13 protein-coding genes are annotated in these 14,956 nt (G+C 44.2%); 7 read left to right on the top strand and 6 right to left on the bottom strand.

Features of this window, described 5'->3' with window-relative positions:
• Nucleotides 1-12 precede the first annotated feature (12 nt).
• The 6 genes from J2T19_RS15620 to J2T19_RS15595 all read left to right on the top strand — a co-directional run bounded on the left by J2T19_RS15620 (nt 13) and on the right by J2T19_RS15595 (nt 8,154).
• On the top strand, nt 13-804 hold the full coding sequence (locus tag J2T19_RS15620) for a nucleotidyltransferase domain-containing protein (RefSeq protein ID WP_307217278.1): 792 nt from the start codon (nt 13-15) through the stop codon (nt 802-804).
• A gap of 250 nt (nt 805-1,054) precedes the next feature.
• Nucleotides 1,055-2,545 carry a methyltransferase domain-containing protein gene (locus J2T19_RS15615; RefSeq protein ID WP_307217277.1) on the top strand — a complete coding sequence of 497 codons (1,491 nt, stop codon included), beginning with the start codon at nt 1,055-1,057 and terminating at the stop codon, nt 2,543-2,545.
• Nucleotides 2,542-5,223 carry a polynucleotide kinase-phosphatase gene (locus J2T19_RS15610; RefSeq protein WP_307217275.1) on the top strand — a complete coding sequence of 894 codons (2,682 nt, stop codon included), beginning with the start codon at nt 2,542-2,544 and terminating at the stop codon, nt 5,221-5,223. The genes J2T19_RS15615 and J2T19_RS15610 overlap by 4 nt, the downstream gene beginning before the upstream one ends.
• Before the next feature lie 316 nt (nt 5,224-5,539).
• On the top strand, nt 5,540-6,118 hold the full coding sequence (locus tag J2T19_RS15605) for a GNAT family N-acetyltransferase (protein WP_307217273.1): 579 nt from the start codon (nt 5,540-5,542) through the stop codon (nt 6,116-6,118).
• 68 nt (nt 6,119-6,186) lie between these two features.
• Nucleotides 6,187-7,671, top strand: coding sequence for a methyl-accepting chemotaxis protein (locus tag J2T19_RS15600; RefSeq protein ID WP_307217272.1), 1,485 nt, complete (start codon nt 6,187-6,189; stop codon nt 7,669-7,671).
• A gap of 231 nt (nt 7,672-7,902) precedes the next feature.
• A complete protein-coding gene (locus tag J2T19_RS15595) occupies nt 7,903-8,154 on the top strand; it encodes an RNA-binding protein (protein WP_307217269.1) in 252 nt (83 codons plus the stop codon).
• Nucleotides 8,155-8,293: 139 nt separating this feature from the next.
• Here J2T19_RS15595 and J2T19_RS15590 read toward each other — a convergent pair whose 3' ends face one another.
• The 6 genes from J2T19_RS15590 to J2T19_RS15565 form a co-directional block, all read right to left on the bottom strand.
• Nucleotides 8,294-9,136, bottom strand: a complete 843-nt coding sequence (locus J2T19_RS15590) for a YfjC family protein (RefSeq protein WP_307217267.1) — start codon at nt 9,134-9,136, stop codon at nt 8,294-8,296.
• A 1,264-nt stretch (nt 9,137-10,400) separates the two neighbouring features.
• Nucleotides 10,401-10,865, bottom strand: a complete 465-nt coding sequence (locus J2T19_RS15585) for a DUF5381 family protein (protein WP_307217265.1) — start codon at nt 10,863-10,865, stop codon at nt 10,401-10,403.
• A gap of 15 nt (nt 10,866-10,880) precedes the next feature.
• The gene (locus J2T19_RS15580) at nt 10,881-11,360 is read right to left on the bottom strand and encodes a hypothetical protein (RefSeq protein ID WP_307217263.1); all 480 of its coding nucleotides are present in this window, start codon (nt 11,358-11,360) and stop codon (nt 10,881-10,883) included.
• A 67-nt stretch (nt 11,361-11,427) separates the two neighbouring features.
• Nucleotides 11,428-11,910 (bottom strand): hypothetical protein, encoded by a 483-nt coding sequence (locus tag J2T19_RS15575; protein WP_307217261.1) that lies wholly within the window; start codon nt 11,908-11,910, stop codon nt 11,428-11,430.
• Nucleotides 11,911-11,926: 16 nt separating this feature from the next.
• The gene (locus tag J2T19_RS15570) at nt 11,927-12,994 is read right to left on the bottom strand and encodes a WXG100 family type VII secretion target (RefSeq protein ID WP_307217259.1); all 1,068 of its coding nucleotides are present in this window, start codon (nt 12,992-12,994) and stop codon (nt 11,927-11,929) included.
• Between the two features lie 317 nt (nt 12,995-13,311).
• Complete coding sequence (locus J2T19_RS15565; protein WP_056694398.1) at nt 13,312-14,232, bottom strand: AEC family transporter; 921 nt, start codon at nt 14,230-14,232, stop codon at nt 13,312-13,314.
• Nucleotides 14,233-14,318: 86 nt separating this feature from the next.
• Here J2T19_RS15565 and J2T19_RS15560 point away from each other — a divergent pair, with 86 nt between their 5' ends.
• Nucleotides 14,319-14,825 (top strand): mismatch-specific DNA-glycosylase, encoded by a 507-nt coding sequence (locus J2T19_RS15560; protein WP_307217257.1) that lies wholly within the window; start codon nt 14,319-14,321, stop codon nt 14,823-14,825.
• The last annotated feature ends 131 nt before the right edge of the window (nt 14,826-14,956 follow it).

Below are 14,956 nucleotides of genomic sequence, written 5' to 3'. Positions count from 1 at the left end.
GAGGGAAGTACAATGAACGTAATTAGTGAAGAAATGCGATCCATAATTCATCAGCAATTGGAGCAGATTGAACGGAAAGAGCAGGTTCAGATCCTCTATGCTTGCGAGTCAGGCAGTCGTGCTTGGGGATTCCCCTCACAGGATAGTGATTACGATGTGCGCTTTATCTATGTGAGACCACTCGAATGGTATCTCTCTATTGAAGAGGGGCGAGATGTGATTGAACGACCGATCAATGACCAGCTTGATATTAACGGCTGGGATTTGCGTAAGGCGCTGAAGTTATTCCGTAAATCGAATCCCCCGCTGCTGGAGTGGTTGCAATCGCCGATCCAGTACTTGGAGAAGTCTAGTATAGCAGGGCAGATTCGGGCACAGTCGCCGCTAACGTTCTCGTCTAAATCTTGTATGTATCATTATCTAAATATGGCAAAAGGAAATTTCCGGGATTACTTGCAGGGACACCAGGTGAAGATTAAGAAGTATTTCTATGTCCTGCGTCCACTGCTTGCCTGTGGCTGGATTGAGCGATATGAGACGATGCCGCCAATGGAATTTGAACGTTTAGTTGAAGAGCTGATTCCTGCGTCAGATCCATTATCTATAGAGATTCATGACCTGTTACGCCGTAAAAAAGCAGGAGATGAGCTTGATATGGAGCCGCAGTTGCCTGCGATTCAAGCATTTTTGACTGAACAGATCGATCACTATGAACAGATTGCCTCTCAGATGGCAAGAGAGGATGCCGTCCAGGTTCAGGAACTGGATCGTATCTTCCGTTTGGCACTGCAAGAAGTATGGTGAATAGATGAAAGAGCCAGAAAACCGACTGCGTGTTCAAAAAGGGCGGTTTTCAGTACCGAGAAGATGGGATGAAGCTAGAAATGGAGTAGCGGAGCGTAGGCAAACTACGTGAGCAACGGACATTTCGGCTGAATCCCATATTCGACGCTGAGATGCCTCAGGGCATCCTTCGTAATCAAAAGCGGACTTTTTGAACAACCTCTTTATGAACACGCACTTATAGAACGGATTAATGAAGGAGGAAGCATCCATGCACCTAATTATACAAGCAAGTGGGGCAGACGCTGCGGTGGTGTCTCATCTGCTCGCGAAGAACCCGGGCAATATATACGATCGGACAGACAAAGGCGTGCGCGTCAGAATGGTCTATACCCGCGCAACGTCTAGTGAGACGGAAGTGTTAATTCATGCGGAGCCTGATCCAGTCGATCTGGTGAGAGGTAGCCCTGACGGTTACGATATTACGCAATATATCAATGATCGGGAATTCGTGACAAGCAGTCTATTCTGCTCCTACATACGTTCCGCACTTGGCACAGCATTGAACGGTAAACCGAAGGAAGAGTATACGAAATGGGTGGATCATCCTTTTAACCTGCAATTATCTTTTGGGCCGGTCGCTTCGGATTTACCTGATCGTGTGGTGGAGGAGCTGTTTTCCCACTTAGGGTATGCTGTTACTTTGGAACGAGAAGAGTTGTCCTATTCCTTCGATCTGAAGAAGAAAAGCAGTGTAAGACGCATCATTCTGCGTGGTCAAGAGACCGTGCAAAATGCACTGCGCCAGTTATTTCTATTGATTCCGGTATTGGATAACTATAAGCACTATTTCATCAGCGAGGATGAGATTGATAAAATTAAACGTTACGGTGCCGGCTGGCTGGAGACCCATCCGCACAAGGAGCTTATCGTTAAACGTACCTTACGATTCGCCGAACTTATAAAGAAATATGAGTCGAAGGAAGGTGTGTTGTCTATCCCAGACAACAGGAAGATGGATGTAGAAGGAATGGTAGATGGTGGAGATTCATTAGCTGAGGTATTAACGGATGTACCAACGGACGTGCCAACAGATGTACAACCTAGTGTACAAACAGACGTGATAACAGACGACCCACCAGTAAGGTTGAATGAGTTACGATATCGTGCCATTACAGAGATGGTTGCTCGTTTGCCGCACAGACAGAGAATCGTAGACATGGGTGCTGGAGAAGGGAAGTTATCGGCAAGATTGGCCACCATTGCAGGCGTAGAGTCTATTTTGGCAGTGGAACCTTCTGGTCAATCACGTCTACGTGCGATGGAACGATTTGCGAAGCTGGAGGGTCGTCATGGTGTCTTTGCGATGCCAGAGCCGATCATCGGGTCACTCTTTTATTTTGATGAACAGCTGCAGCATCAGGATGTCATGATTCTGTGCGAAGTCATTGAGCATATTGAGGCGTACCGCCTAGATGGAATTATGAATACGCTGCTTCAGGAATATCAGCCAGAAGTCTTGATCGTGACCACACCAAACAAGGAATACAATGAGGTCTATGCGATGGAGCAGGAAAGTTTCCGTCACCACGATCATCGTTTCGAATGGACACGCGCTGAACTGGCTGAACGATGTGTGGAGTGGTCAGCAGGTACAAATTATACCTATACGATCCAAGGCATTGGTGAACAGGTAGAAGGTTATGGACAGCCTACACAGATGATTATTTTTGGGCGCAGAGAGGAGGGACACCAACAATGAGAGACGACAAGAAGCAGGTAACATCTAGAGCAGGAGAAGTATCTCGTCCGAAAGGTCAAGAAGTACCTCGCACAGAGCGAAAAAATCGGGAGATCAAGCTGCCACATGCGGGAGTTGTGGTACTCGTCGGACCGTCAAACAGTGGCAAAACGACATTGCTGGATCGTTTAGCGAGGGAAGGCATCATCCGGCGGACGGAAGCGGTCTCGTCAGATCAGTTCCGGATGCTCGTGGGCGATGAAGAATATATGGAGTGGAAGAACCGTCCACGTAGCGAGGCAGATGTGTTATATGCCGAATATCAGCAGGTATCCGCGAAGGCGTTTGAGGCGATGGAAGCTATCGTAAGTACGCGTTGCCGCCTGAATAAGCTGACGTGGATAGATGCAACGCATCTATATCCCGAAGATCGAGAACGCCTTGTTCGTTTGGCAAGAAAAGCACATGTACCTGTAATCGCCATCGTACTTGATATTCCGGAGAAGGAGCTGTTGGAACGGGACAGCCAGCGGGAGTATCCGCGTGGACGGCAACGGGTGAAGCAGCAGGTACAGCAATTTAAGCGCTCATTACGCTCTATTCGTGAAGAAGGATTCGATGCGAATTATATCTTGAAACAGCCGGATGAGATTACATTTGTTCGGACAACGAACCCACTTTTGCTGGATATGGGAGCAGGAGTGGACATCATCGGCGATATTCACGGCTGTTATGAAGAGATGATGGAATTAATCGTTAAGTTGGGCTATGTGAGAGGTGAGACCGGGCTATACCAGCACCCAGACGGACGTAAGCTTGTTTCGGTCGGGGATGTATCGAGTCGCGGGCCTGAATCTCTCAAGTGTTTGTTATTCTGGCAGCAGCATTGCGCAGCAGGGCTTGCTTATATGATTGATAGTAATCATGGATGGAAAATTGCACGTTATCTGGATGGCCGCGATGTCACGCTTAGTCATGGAGATGAGCTTGTAGAAGCTGAGCTAATTCAACTGGAACAAGCCCAAGGTGCAGATCAGGCACAGCAAGTGCGAGCAGAACTGCGAGACTTTCTGCTCGAAGCCCCGTCACATCTGGTGTTCACTCGGAACGGTGTACGGCAGGTGGTCGTTGCTCATGCAGGGATACGGGATCATTTTATCGGGAAACAATCCAAGCGCATTCAGGATTACTGCCGATATGGTGATGTAGAAGGGACAGATGCGGAAGGGCGTCCTATCCGCAAAGATTGGTATGTAGACCATACCTCTGGTGAGTGCATCGTCTGGGGACATGACCCTCGTCCATATCCTACGATTGTGAACGACACCGTCAACATTGACCAAGGTGTAGTATTTGGTGGCATGCTGACAGCCTGGCGAATGCCTGAGCGGGAATCGGTTAGTGTGTCTGCCCGGAAGGATTATGCCGAGGATCGCAACAGCCCATTAGTACGTTGGGAAAGAAAACGTTTGTCGCCACCGAATTTGCGTAAATTCAAGGAAGGTTTCACCGTACAAACGAATTCGCGGATGGATGTAACGATACATGGTGAGGTTGCACAAACGGCGATTGATACGTTCTCCCATTTCACCGTGCCTCTCGAAGAGCTTGTATACATTCCGCCAACAATGAGTCCACCGCCGGTAGCTTCTTCGGTAGAAGGCTATCTGGAGCATCCACAGGATGCCTTCCAGTATTATCGCTCACAAGGCGTTACCCGTATGGTTGCTGAGAAAAAACATATGGGTAGCCGCGCCATACTGCTGATTTTCCGTGATGAGGAGATAGCGCGGCAGCGAATAGGTCGGCCGATGCTTGGGAACATCGTGACTCGTACAGGCAGATCCTTTTTTGATTCAGCAACAGAGCAATTGGTATTGTCCAGACTACATGCGGATTTGAGCGCAGATGGTTATTTTGAGCGGCATCAAACTGAATTTGTATTACTTGACGCTGAGATTGTGCCATGGAATCTAAAGGCAAGGGAGCTAATCGCTTCACAGTATGCGCATGTGTCTGAATCGTCTCTAATGGATCGTAATATTTTGGTGGATAAACTTCGTGAAGCGGAGAAAGCGGGACGTGATGTAACCGAATGGTTACAGGAGACTGAGCTTAAGCTTGCGAATGCCCAGACATTTCGCGATGTATTCCAGTACTATTGCTGGGATGTGAATGATATTGGCGACATTCGGATTGCCCCGTTCCATACGTTAGCACACAGCACGGGAACATTCTGGAAGCAGACGCATGAATGGCACATGGAGCAGAATCGTGAGTTTGCCCGAATCTCCCCATTGATGATGGAGACGGAGTACCGTATCATAACAAGCGAGACGGACGAGGCAGAGATTATTCGTTGGTGGGATGAAATGACGGCAGAAGGTCATGAAGGGATCGTAATCAAACCGGAGACGTTCCGTACCTGGAACGGAAACAAAATGATTCAGCCTGCCATCAAAGTTAGAGGACGTGCCTATTTGCATATCATCTATGGTATGGATTATCTTGCTCCTGAGAACTTATCACGCCTTCGGAAACGCAAAACGTCCAAAAAAGAAAGACATGCCCTCATGGAGAGTGCTTTGGGAATGGAAGGAATCGAGCGTTTCGTACGCGGCGAATCGGTGGAGCGGATTCATGAATGTGTACTTGCCACATTGTCCCTCGAATCAGATCGAATAGATCCACGATTATAGAATGAGGTTATTGAGTACGTGTTTATAGAGTGCGATTGTAGAGATGTAAATGAATCGGATAGCCTCATACACTAGGTTGAGTAGCTGGGATTATTCGTAATTTAAATCCAAATAAAGTAATGTGATTTGAATGTTTTCATTCAAGTTACATTGCTTTTTTCTTTTTTTTCAGAGGCACAAACCGTTGGTACTTAACCCTTTTGGCTTGTTTGAAGCAGGGGGGAGCCTTTTAGCCACCTAAATATTTCCTCTATCGGTTCCGATAATATGTATGAATGTATTTTATTGTGAATGACTCAGAAAGGAAGCGGAGACCTTGTTCAAAAGGGTAGAGAGTGAAGTGGAACTGGCCATGTTCAACGGGATATGGACAACTGTCTGGACAGAAAAAGGATTCGAGCTTGAATTTTCAGAGGAAATTCTGGAAAGATACGTGGTGATTACGGAGGAAGGATACTATGTAGGAACAACGGAGATCAAGCCGTATTCTCAGGATAGCCCCATTAATGAAATTGGATCATTCCACACGCATCCCATGATTCAAGAGAACCTGAAAAAGGTTGCAGAAATTGATAAAATGGCGGTTTTGTCGAGCTTCCGGGGGCAATATATTGCCGAATTGTTGTCCGCAATCGTTCACTATGCGGAGAAGAACGGTTTGACGTATTTTGTCATGTTGCTTCAACCCACGCTGATGCGTGCGTTACGAGTCTCATATCATCTGCCGATTAATAAGGTTGCGGGAAGGGTGTTCTATAAGGGCGAAGACGTTATTCCCTCGATTGTGAATGTGAGAGATGTATATATGCATAAAGAACGGTATTCGTGGATTATTCAATCGGAATCAGATTCAGCGTTGGTGTCTCAGGGACTACAATTATCCCAGCAAACTTAATTGATAAGATCTTACATAGGTTATTCATGGTATTTCAATGGGAGTACTTTATAGAGGGGAGAAACATCATGGTTAAGGGAGCTCTGACGGATCTAGACAAACGTAACCGGCTATTCATCAAAATTTTGTGGATCATGCTTGCGTTTAGTATCGTTACGGATATGATGATTGGACTGGGCATGAATATTATTTTGATGCTGGTGGGTATAGGAGGTACGTCATGTGCGGTGGCTACATTCATGACATACAAGCGAATCTGGGTAACATCGATTAAATATTTTATCGCTTGTATCGTAACATTGATTGTTGTCATGCTGATCGTATTCGATCCGAATCCGGTCATTAGCACGTATTTCTTAGTTTATGTAAATTTGGCGATTATGGCGCTGTATGCAGACTATAAAACGATCATATTTACAGGAGTGCTTGGTGCAGGGGTCAGCACGTACATATTTATGATACCGGAGTATGGAGATCAACTATTTGCAGGGGATTCGCTCTTGTACTTGTATCTGTACCTTGGATTTGCGACAGCTGCATTAGCTTTTGGTGCGAACTTTAGTCAACGGTTACAAAAGCAGGTTACGGAGAGACAGCAGGAGACGCTGGAAGCGAAGAAGGTTGCGGATCATCTGCTTGAGCAATTGAAGGCCTCCGTTCTGACATTAGATCAGTTCAGTACTAGTCAGCAAGAAGGCGTTCGTACAACAGGTGAGATCAGCAAAGAAGTCACGCTTAGCTTCACAGAGATGACTTCATCCATCGAAGCACAGACGGGTAGCGTCATGAGAGTCAATGAGACAACACAGACGATCAATCAGACGGTAGGTACACTGCTGGATGGTACACGTGAGCTACAGAATTATGCAGCGGAGAATACTAGACTTACCGAGCAGAGCAGCACTCAGATGGGTGTGTTATCTGCTGACGTGGAGAACGTACATCAGATGATAGGCAGTACAGTAGAGATGATGCAAAAGCTTAACAGTGATAATGAACGAATCAGCTCCATCGTTAGTGTCATTCAGGAGCTCGCAGAACAGACGAATCTACTTGCATTAAATGCCGCGATTGAAGCAGCACGAGCAGGTGAGCATGGCAGAGGGTTCGCCGTTGTCTCCGATGAGGTACGCAAGTTAGCAGATAGCTCAAGAAAAGCGGCGGCTGAGATTGATGGCATTCTATCCAACATTCGTTCGCAGATCAGTGGACTACATGGACAGGTTGTTCATGGGCAGACTGCTGTAGCTACCAGCAGAACAGTTTCACAGGAAGTGAGCGTCCTTATTGAGCAGATCCACGAAAATATGGAGCGGATGAAGGAGCACACGGATCATGTAGGCGAATCGTCGAATCATCTGCATGTACAGCAGAATGATATGGTAGATAGTATGTCTCACATTGCCGGGATCACGCAGGAAAATATGGCTTCTGTTGAGGATATGCATCAAAATATGCGAACGCAGGATTCCAAAATGACAGAGATGATTCGTGATTACGCTAAACTCGATCAGTTGATTACAAGTATGAAGAAACTGGTTGCTACTTCATAATCGAGAGAGAGGCCTTAAGGGCCTCTCTTTTTATGTTGGAAAAATGGGAGTTTTGGATCAATATAACTAACCTAAGCCCTATATCCATTCCTTCCAATCTGGGTAATAATTATAGATGTAGTTCAAAATAAAGCTTTTTGATTCCGAGGGATGTTCAGGGCATCTTTTTGAACATGTATGATGAATTTGTAGCATTGGAATCTCACTACGTAACGATAGGGGGTAACCTGTATGGCGTCAATGATTCTACTGGTGAAACAGACGGAGGACGATGAAAAGGTTATTTATCGATTCGGACCGAATGAGCGGAAGATGGGTCTCATTGAGATGAACAAGGTTAAGGAAAGTGTGAAGGAACTGGAGCCTGTTCAGGTGGACGGCATGAGTTCAAGTTTTTACTTCACTCGAGCCGCTCAGCGATTGGTGCGATGTTTGTTCAGAGAAGGCGGTAAGTTTCCAGAGCGAACATCGTTTGAATCATAGTCGTCTTGGATCTTCTAGTAAGAAGGCTGAGCGGACCATTGGCATAGCATTAAGCACCAACTGAGTAGGTGCAAAATAGAAGAAGTCCAAGCGCAACGGAGCATACTTGCACTTGGACTTCTTTGTGTTGGATATTGGTTTAAGGATGGGACACAGGAGCTGCGAAGCGATCGATCCATGCCCGTAATTGTTTACGAAAGGACGCTCTGGAATGTTGGATAATCTCGATGCTGGCTTCACTTCCGTTACTAGCATTATCATTGGAAATGCTCCAGAAGCCTTCTTCAGTATGAAGCATAAGCAGAGCTTGATCTGGCAAAGGGATCTCGGTTTGGTCACTGGTATAACGAATAATACTAAGGTTATCCACTTGACGACCAGACGCTTCAAAGGACTCATACCAACGCGTTAGTAACTTATGCGATTCCGTGGGAATGTCCCAACCACTTATGAGGGTGTTGAGCGATGTATGGTTATCCTCATTGGCAAGAACATTCCATTGTTCCTCTGTTAGCTTGAATTGAGTAGGCTGTTCAATGAATGGCTGCTGTTGCCCTGTGTAGAACCGGAATAGCTCTTCCTCCCATTCATTCGGTTCTGTCCGTGTGAACAGGTGAACACGTTGATCCACTGCTAAGTGATATAAGTATGTATCGTTGTTATCTGTACCTTGGTGGATGGTTAATACTTTTTCTTGTTCAAGGCTGTCGGAGTAGGCACGAATCATACTGCGGCTTTGGGCAAAATGCATCAGCATCTTCAGGAACTCAGGCTCGATCTCAATTTCCGTTTCTTCCATGCGGACAATGAGACCTTTGGATAACAGGCCATGAGAGGCAGCTCGCAGAATAAGTTCCCAGTGCTGTTCAGATAGTTCACCATACATTGGTTTGAGAAGCCCAGCGGCAATGTCTTCTGCGCCAAGCGTGGCGAGGGCAAATCCGAATTCTTCGATAGATAGGGTAAATAGAGGTTTAGCCATGAGTTTAATCGCCTTCTTTCGATTTGATAAGTGTGTAGAGAGTTTGTGATGAGAAAACAAGCGTGCATGATTACTTTCAGTTTTTGTATAAAAGCCCGTTAGTTCTCTATCTTACGATGTTTATTTTGAGACCAAGCTGTACGTAGTTCTTTCACACCATCTGTAAATTGTTGATTCGTTAGAAGGTGATAAGTAGACATGTCGACATGTGATCGATCTAAAAGAGTGAAGCGGTATAACCTAGGGACGGGTTGCGCTATATTGTTAATAGTATCTTCCACCACCTCAATACGCTTTATATCAGACCAGGGAAGTGATCTACCGTCTCTGGTGGTCACCCCATATTGGTCGAATGAGATAAGAGTTGTACTCGAAAAGAGAAAAAGGGTCAGTTTATAAAAAGCGGGAAAAACATACCAAATGGATGAGACGAACATAAAAGCGTAGAAAATAAGACGAAACCAACCAAACGGCATATTTTTAATATCCAATATTATAATGATTCCGAAAGTCATGATAATTAGAGTGCCCACAGCTCTTAATAGGACTACTGAACGACTGAATTTGATTGCATCCATAAATATTGATCTACTCACTCTCTTTTTCCATGTTTTGAGGAGCATCGTGAATATGTTGTCCTGCAGTATAGGAAGGCTCTTATTTGCTCTTGTATAAGTGCCAATGTTGTCGTAACATGCCCAGATATGTGGTGAGTTCTTTGCTTGAGAGCATGTGAAATGTACTTATATCTTCAAACTTATTATGGTGTAAGTGAAGCCTGTAAAAGGGAGGTGAATGCTGTGCCCATTTACGTAGAAAAGGTCGTTTGAGTTCGATTCTAGTAATAATGCTCCAGGGAACAGATTTTCCATTGTTTAATAGGATTTGAGATTTGTCCCAACGAACGAGTATAGGTTCGTTAGCCACTGCAATCCATGCTAAAGAAAACCAAGCTGGCCCAAAGAACCAGAAACATAAAAGGGAAGCTGAACCGTAGTATGCATATTGGAAGAAGTTAAGATCAGCAGTCAGAACTTCATATAGAAGAATGAAAGCAACTAAAATGAACACAAAACAAACAAAAGACTTGTAGACAGCTGTCTTTCTAGAATAAGTTATGGATTCCATCGCGTTCTCCTTAAAACTTAAGAATGCTGCACTACTAAAATAAAGGGTGTTTAGTGAACTGGGAGTTGTTTGAATTCGATTCCTGTAATGGTACTCCAACTAACAGAGACGGCCATACCGTCCATATGGAGAAGAATTACTTATTGGCTTTCCAGGATGATTTTAAGATCTTGAAATAATGAGTAAATTCGCGATTAGTAAGGGCATGATAGGTGTTGATCATCACTTGTTTATCCCTTGATAAAGTTAGAGAATACGATGGGGGAACAGATTGACCCCATTTACTCAATTGTGTTCGATGAATGTCTATTTTTCTTATTTCTGTCCAGGGAATGAGTTCACCGTTTCTTAATTGAATATTAGTTTTATCCCAAGATACTAAAACTCTTTTAGTGAACAATAGTAAAGCCATATTTATAAATAGAGGTCCAAAAAACCAAAATCCTAGTATTGCAGATGAACCGTAGTAAATAACCTTGCTTATACTTGTATTTTCACGGGATGAAGCGATGATTAATATCAAACTAATTAAAATAATAATAAGACCACATGAAGATTTTAGTAAAACTGTTTTTCTTTGATAGGTTATGGATTGTTCCATAGTACCTCCAATAGATTATTTCTCAACCTTACGATGTTTATTTTGAGACCAAGCTGTACGCAGTTTTTTCGCACCATCTGTAAATTGTTGATTCGTTAGAAGGTGATAAGTAGACATGTCGACATGTGATCGATCTAAAAGAATGAAGCGGTATAGTCTAGATACGGGTTGTCCTAATTTGTTGACTGTATCTTCAACCACTTCAATACGCTTGATATCAGACCAGGGAATGAATCTACCGTCTCTAGCAGTCACGCAATACTGGTTGAATGAAATAATCGTTGTTTTGGAAAATAGAAGAACAGTAAGCTTGCAAAATGCAGGTCCAAAAAAATAAATCGATAAAACGAATATCAGAATGTAATAGAAGGGGGCGAACCAACCAAGTTCCCCTTGTTCAGGAGCTAAAATAAGATAAATCCCAAATAGTACTGCAGAAAGAGCAATCAGGGTTTTTCCCAGTGCTACTGATCGACTAAACGTAATGGACTCCATGGATTGCTGCACTCACTCCCCTTTGACAAAGGTGTAATTCATTTGAAACTTACGTCCAATTCCTGCATTATTTTATTTGCTTTTTGGACAGTGATTTACGTTCATTCCAGGTTTTGCGAAGCATTTTAAGAATATCGTTTTCCTGATGTTTCAGTAGACTATACGTATAGATTTTATGACGCTGTCCGTTATGCATTTTCAAGTCATAGTAGGAGGGGGTAGGTTGAATCCATTTATTGATTCCCGGCGCAACCAATTGAATCGTTTGAATCTCCTTCCAAGGCAGGTGTTCTCCAGATTCGGTCTTAATACCAGACTCGTCAAAGCCAAACAATACATTGGAGCCAAATGCTCTAATGATGTTCCACACGAATAGCCGTCCAATAAACCAAAAGCTTAAGAAGGCAGCACTACTAAAATAAAAAGTTTGTAGGGGGCTGTTCTCCCCAAAGATCACGTCACCAATCAAGACAAAACCGGCAATAATAAATAGAGCAGAGATTAATGCGTGACGTATAGCAAACTTACGTTGGTATGTAACGTACTGCATGGATACCCCCTTGGTATTATTTAAAAAGTTTACTAACCCATCGAATTCCTTTTTCCGCCGCTGAGGCGATATGTTTACCGGCGTAACTACCAATAGCTCCGCCTACGTAAGCCCCAACTGCTGTTCCGGCTGGCCCTGCAAATGATAATAAGGTTCCACCGACGATTGCGCCAGCTCCCGCAGAGGCAGACTTAATTACAACATTTGATGCGGAGACGGCAAGGTCTGTTTTGGTTAGAGTACCTTCCTTAAACTTGGAAACGGTTTTGACCCCTTCATCCCACACATTCAGTCCAACGTTAATAGGGAACAGCTTTTTACTGATCATTTTAGGAATTTGAGAGGTTTTCATGCCATATTGGCCTTTAGTTACGCCAGCGATAACATTTCGGGTCCATTGACCAAAGCTGTTGGCTTTACTGAAACCGAGCCCGATATCGCCAACCTTTAGCTTGCCTGCCAATTTATCAAAACCCTTCAGTCCTTTCATGACCAGACCCGGGTTGCGGAATTGCTTATCTAGTTTACGTGCCATGTTACTTAAGAAGGAATTACCCTTACCCTTAACCCACGGAGCATTATGCACTTTAGCACGAGTAGGGTTGCGAGGATCTACCTTAAAATGAACCGATTTGGAAAGCACCATGGATGTAGCCATGGCAGAATACATAGCCGTACCAAATAGTCCCACGTTACCGTGAATCCCACTAATCTTATCCCAAGACTTACTCCCTTGATCATACAGGTCCGATAACGTTGTTTTAACATCTTTGCCAGAGGGAGATTGACCGCCATTTGCCTGCACACCTGCTCCTTGGGACTGATCAGCTTGGGCGAAACGAGTGGCTATTGTATTTAGCTCTGTGCCGATGGAAGATACCGAAGTAGAGAAATTCGCCATTTGCCGATGTGCCACTTGAAAATTCTGAAAGAAACGCTCCTGCGTAATTCCGGACCACTGGCTCTGCAATGAACTAATATGTCTGCTCAGATTGCTAATCATATTTCTGCTTTGTTCCGAAGCTTGCGCAAATTGGTTGGAGATATCCTGAAGCTTCTCAGGAGGGACAACAATTCTTGTCACGACATTCACCTCACGAAAATGATAATGAAGTAATTCTACATATGTATATATGAAAATAACTCAACTCTAAGGGATAATTACCCAATAATTTTAATGGTCGAAACTCGCTTCCGCAACGGATAATAGGCTTTTGACGCGCAAAACAGTTCTATAGTCAGGTTAAATGAGGAGTCATGCTAAGACTTTATTCCTGTAACCGGGACGAATGAAGGTGAAGAATGAAAAAAGTCCCCAACCTTCTTAAAGCGGTTGTGGACTTAGAATTTTAATATGATTACTATTGCTATGCTTTAGTTCAATGTATATAGCTTCTCACTTCAGAATGTTTTGGCATATGAGATGAGTGCAGTAATGGTAATAATGTTGAGCAAGGTTGAGATGAGTACCGTTTGAGCAGCAAAGTCTGGTTCATTGTCGTACTCTTCGGCTAGAATCGACGCATTCACCCCAGTCGGCATACCAGAAGCAATGATAAGTGCCTGAGCGGCAATACCTTGCATACCTAATAGCAATACGATGGAGATCCCAATGGCTGGGCCAATCAGCAACCGTAGAAATGTGCTAATATACACATCAAGGCGATATAAACGAATCGGATATTTCACAATTTGAGCACCCAGTGTCAACAAAGCAACAGCAACCATACTTTGCTGCGCATAGGTTAGCGGCATAGATAAGAAGGTTGGTAGCGGCACATTCCACATATGAAGCAAGATACCGAGCAATAGCGCGTAAGGCACAGGCATTTTTAAAAATCCAATAATCACTGCACGGTAATTCCCCTTAAGCTTGGCGCCTTGAATGGAGAGTACCCCATAAGTAAAGGTCAGCAAAGCCTGCAACGACATAACGAGCGCTTGAATGGATGAGGCAAGTGGATCGCCACGGAACACGAGCGCATTGATCGGTAACCCGTAATTGCCTGCATTGTCGAGCATGATACTGTTATTAAAAGCAGCCTTCATACCTTTGCTCATCCGAAGCGTACGTGCCGTAACAGAACCAATAATATAGAGAATAATGACATAGATCGCATAGAATAGCGTGACCGTACCGAGTAATTCACCCGACATATCGGAATGATACATGCTCATAAAGACAGCAGCCGGGGTAATACAATAGAAATTAATTTTGGCGAGGGTGTACAAGTCCAGCTTAAACACCTTTTGCATCCAGGACCCGACGGCAATTAAGAGAAAGACGGGCAGGACGACTTCAAGTATGATGTCTGCAATCATCTGTTCAACTTCCTTTTTCATGAAAATTTCAGCCTATTTCGAAAAACCTTCAATCATTATAGCACTAAAAGGAGCGTGTACGTCCTATGATTCCAGATCATGTAGAACCAGGTTTATCCATTCTGTTTATCGGATTTAATCCAAGTATCACGTCCGGCGAGACAGGTCATCATTATGCATACAAGGGCAATCGTTTCTGGCGCATCCTCGAACGTTCCGGGTTGACGCCGCGTTTATACCAAACTGAAGAGGACGGGGAGCTGCTGAAGTTAGGATATGGGTTTACGAATATTGTAGCGCGACCGACAAAAGGTATAGAGGATATTACACGTGAAGAGTATGCCGAGGGACGGGAGATTTTAAAGCAAAAGTTAGAGCAATACCGCCCAGACATCGCTTGTTTTGTCGGCAAAGGGGTGTATACCCAATATAGCAAACGTACCAAAGTAGACTGGGGATTCCAAGACGATCCAGTTGTTCCGGAAATTCATGAATTTGTAGCTCCTTCATCCAGTGGTCTGGTGCGAATGTCAATGGATGAGATTGTGGGAATCTACACGCAGCTCAGTGATTTTGTATCCGAGAAGAAGTAAATACACCTTATGCAGGATTCGCTTATCCGGCTTCTACCGGGACGTGCGAATTCTTTTTTTTGGATGAAGTGAGAAGTTTCGGGAAGTGACACCGTCTATATAGTACAGAACCATGCATGGAAGCTGTAGAG

It is taken from the genome of Paenibacillus tundrae (genome assembly GCF_030812775.1).
In the GTDB taxonomy this organism is placed as follows: domain Bacteria; phylum Bacillota; class Bacilli; order Paenibacillales; family Paenibacillaceae; genus Paenibacillus; species Paenibacillus tundrae_A.
This window is presented reverse-complemented; position numbering and strand designations above follow the sequence as displayed.

Excerpts from the sequence above, each read along its gene's own strand:
- J2T19_RS15595 (WP_307217269.1), top strand. The coding sequence starts at position 7,903 with ATGGCGTCAATGATTCTACTGGTGAAACAGACGGAGGACGATGAAAAG.
- J2T19_RS15590 (WP_307217267.1), bottom strand. The coding sequence starts at position 9,136 with ATGGCTAAACCTCTATTTACCCTATCTATCGAAGAATTCGGATTTGCC.
- J2T19_RS15585 (WP_307217265.1), bottom strand. The coding sequence starts at position 10,865 with ATGGAACAATCCATAACCTATCAAAGAAAAACAGTTTTACTAAAATCT.
- J2T19_RS15620 (WP_307217278.1), top strand. The coding sequence starts at position 13 with ATGAACGTAATTAGTGAAGAAATGCGATCCATAATTCATCAGCAATTG.
- J2T19_RS15600 (WP_307217272.1), top strand. The coding sequence starts at position 6,187 with ATGGTTAAGGGAGCTCTGACGGATCTAGACAAACGTAACCGGCTATTC.
- J2T19_RS15560 (WP_307217257.1), top strand. The coding sequence starts at position 14,319 with ATGATTCCAGATCATGTAGAACCAGGTTTATCCATTCTGTTTATCGGA.
- J2T19_RS15580 (WP_307217263.1), bottom strand. The coding sequence starts at position 11,360 with ATGGAGTCCATTACGTTTAGTCGATCAGTAGCACTGGGAAAAACCCTG.
- J2T19_RS15615 (WP_307217277.1), top strand. The coding sequence starts at position 1,055 with ATGCACCTAATTATACAAGCAAGTGGGGCAGACGCTGCGGTGGTGTCT.
- J2T19_RS15575 (WP_307217261.1), bottom strand. The coding sequence starts at position 11,910 with ATGCAGTACGTTACATACCAACGTAAGTTTGCTATACGTCACGCATTA.
- J2T19_RS15610 (WP_307217275.1), top strand. The coding sequence starts at position 2,542 with ATGAGAGACGACAAGAAGCAGGTAACATCTAGAGCAGGAGAAGTATCT.
- J2T19_RS15565 (WP_056694398.1), bottom strand. The coding sequence starts at position 14,232 with ATGATTGCAGACATCATACTTGAAGTCGTCCTGCCCGTCTTTCTCTTA.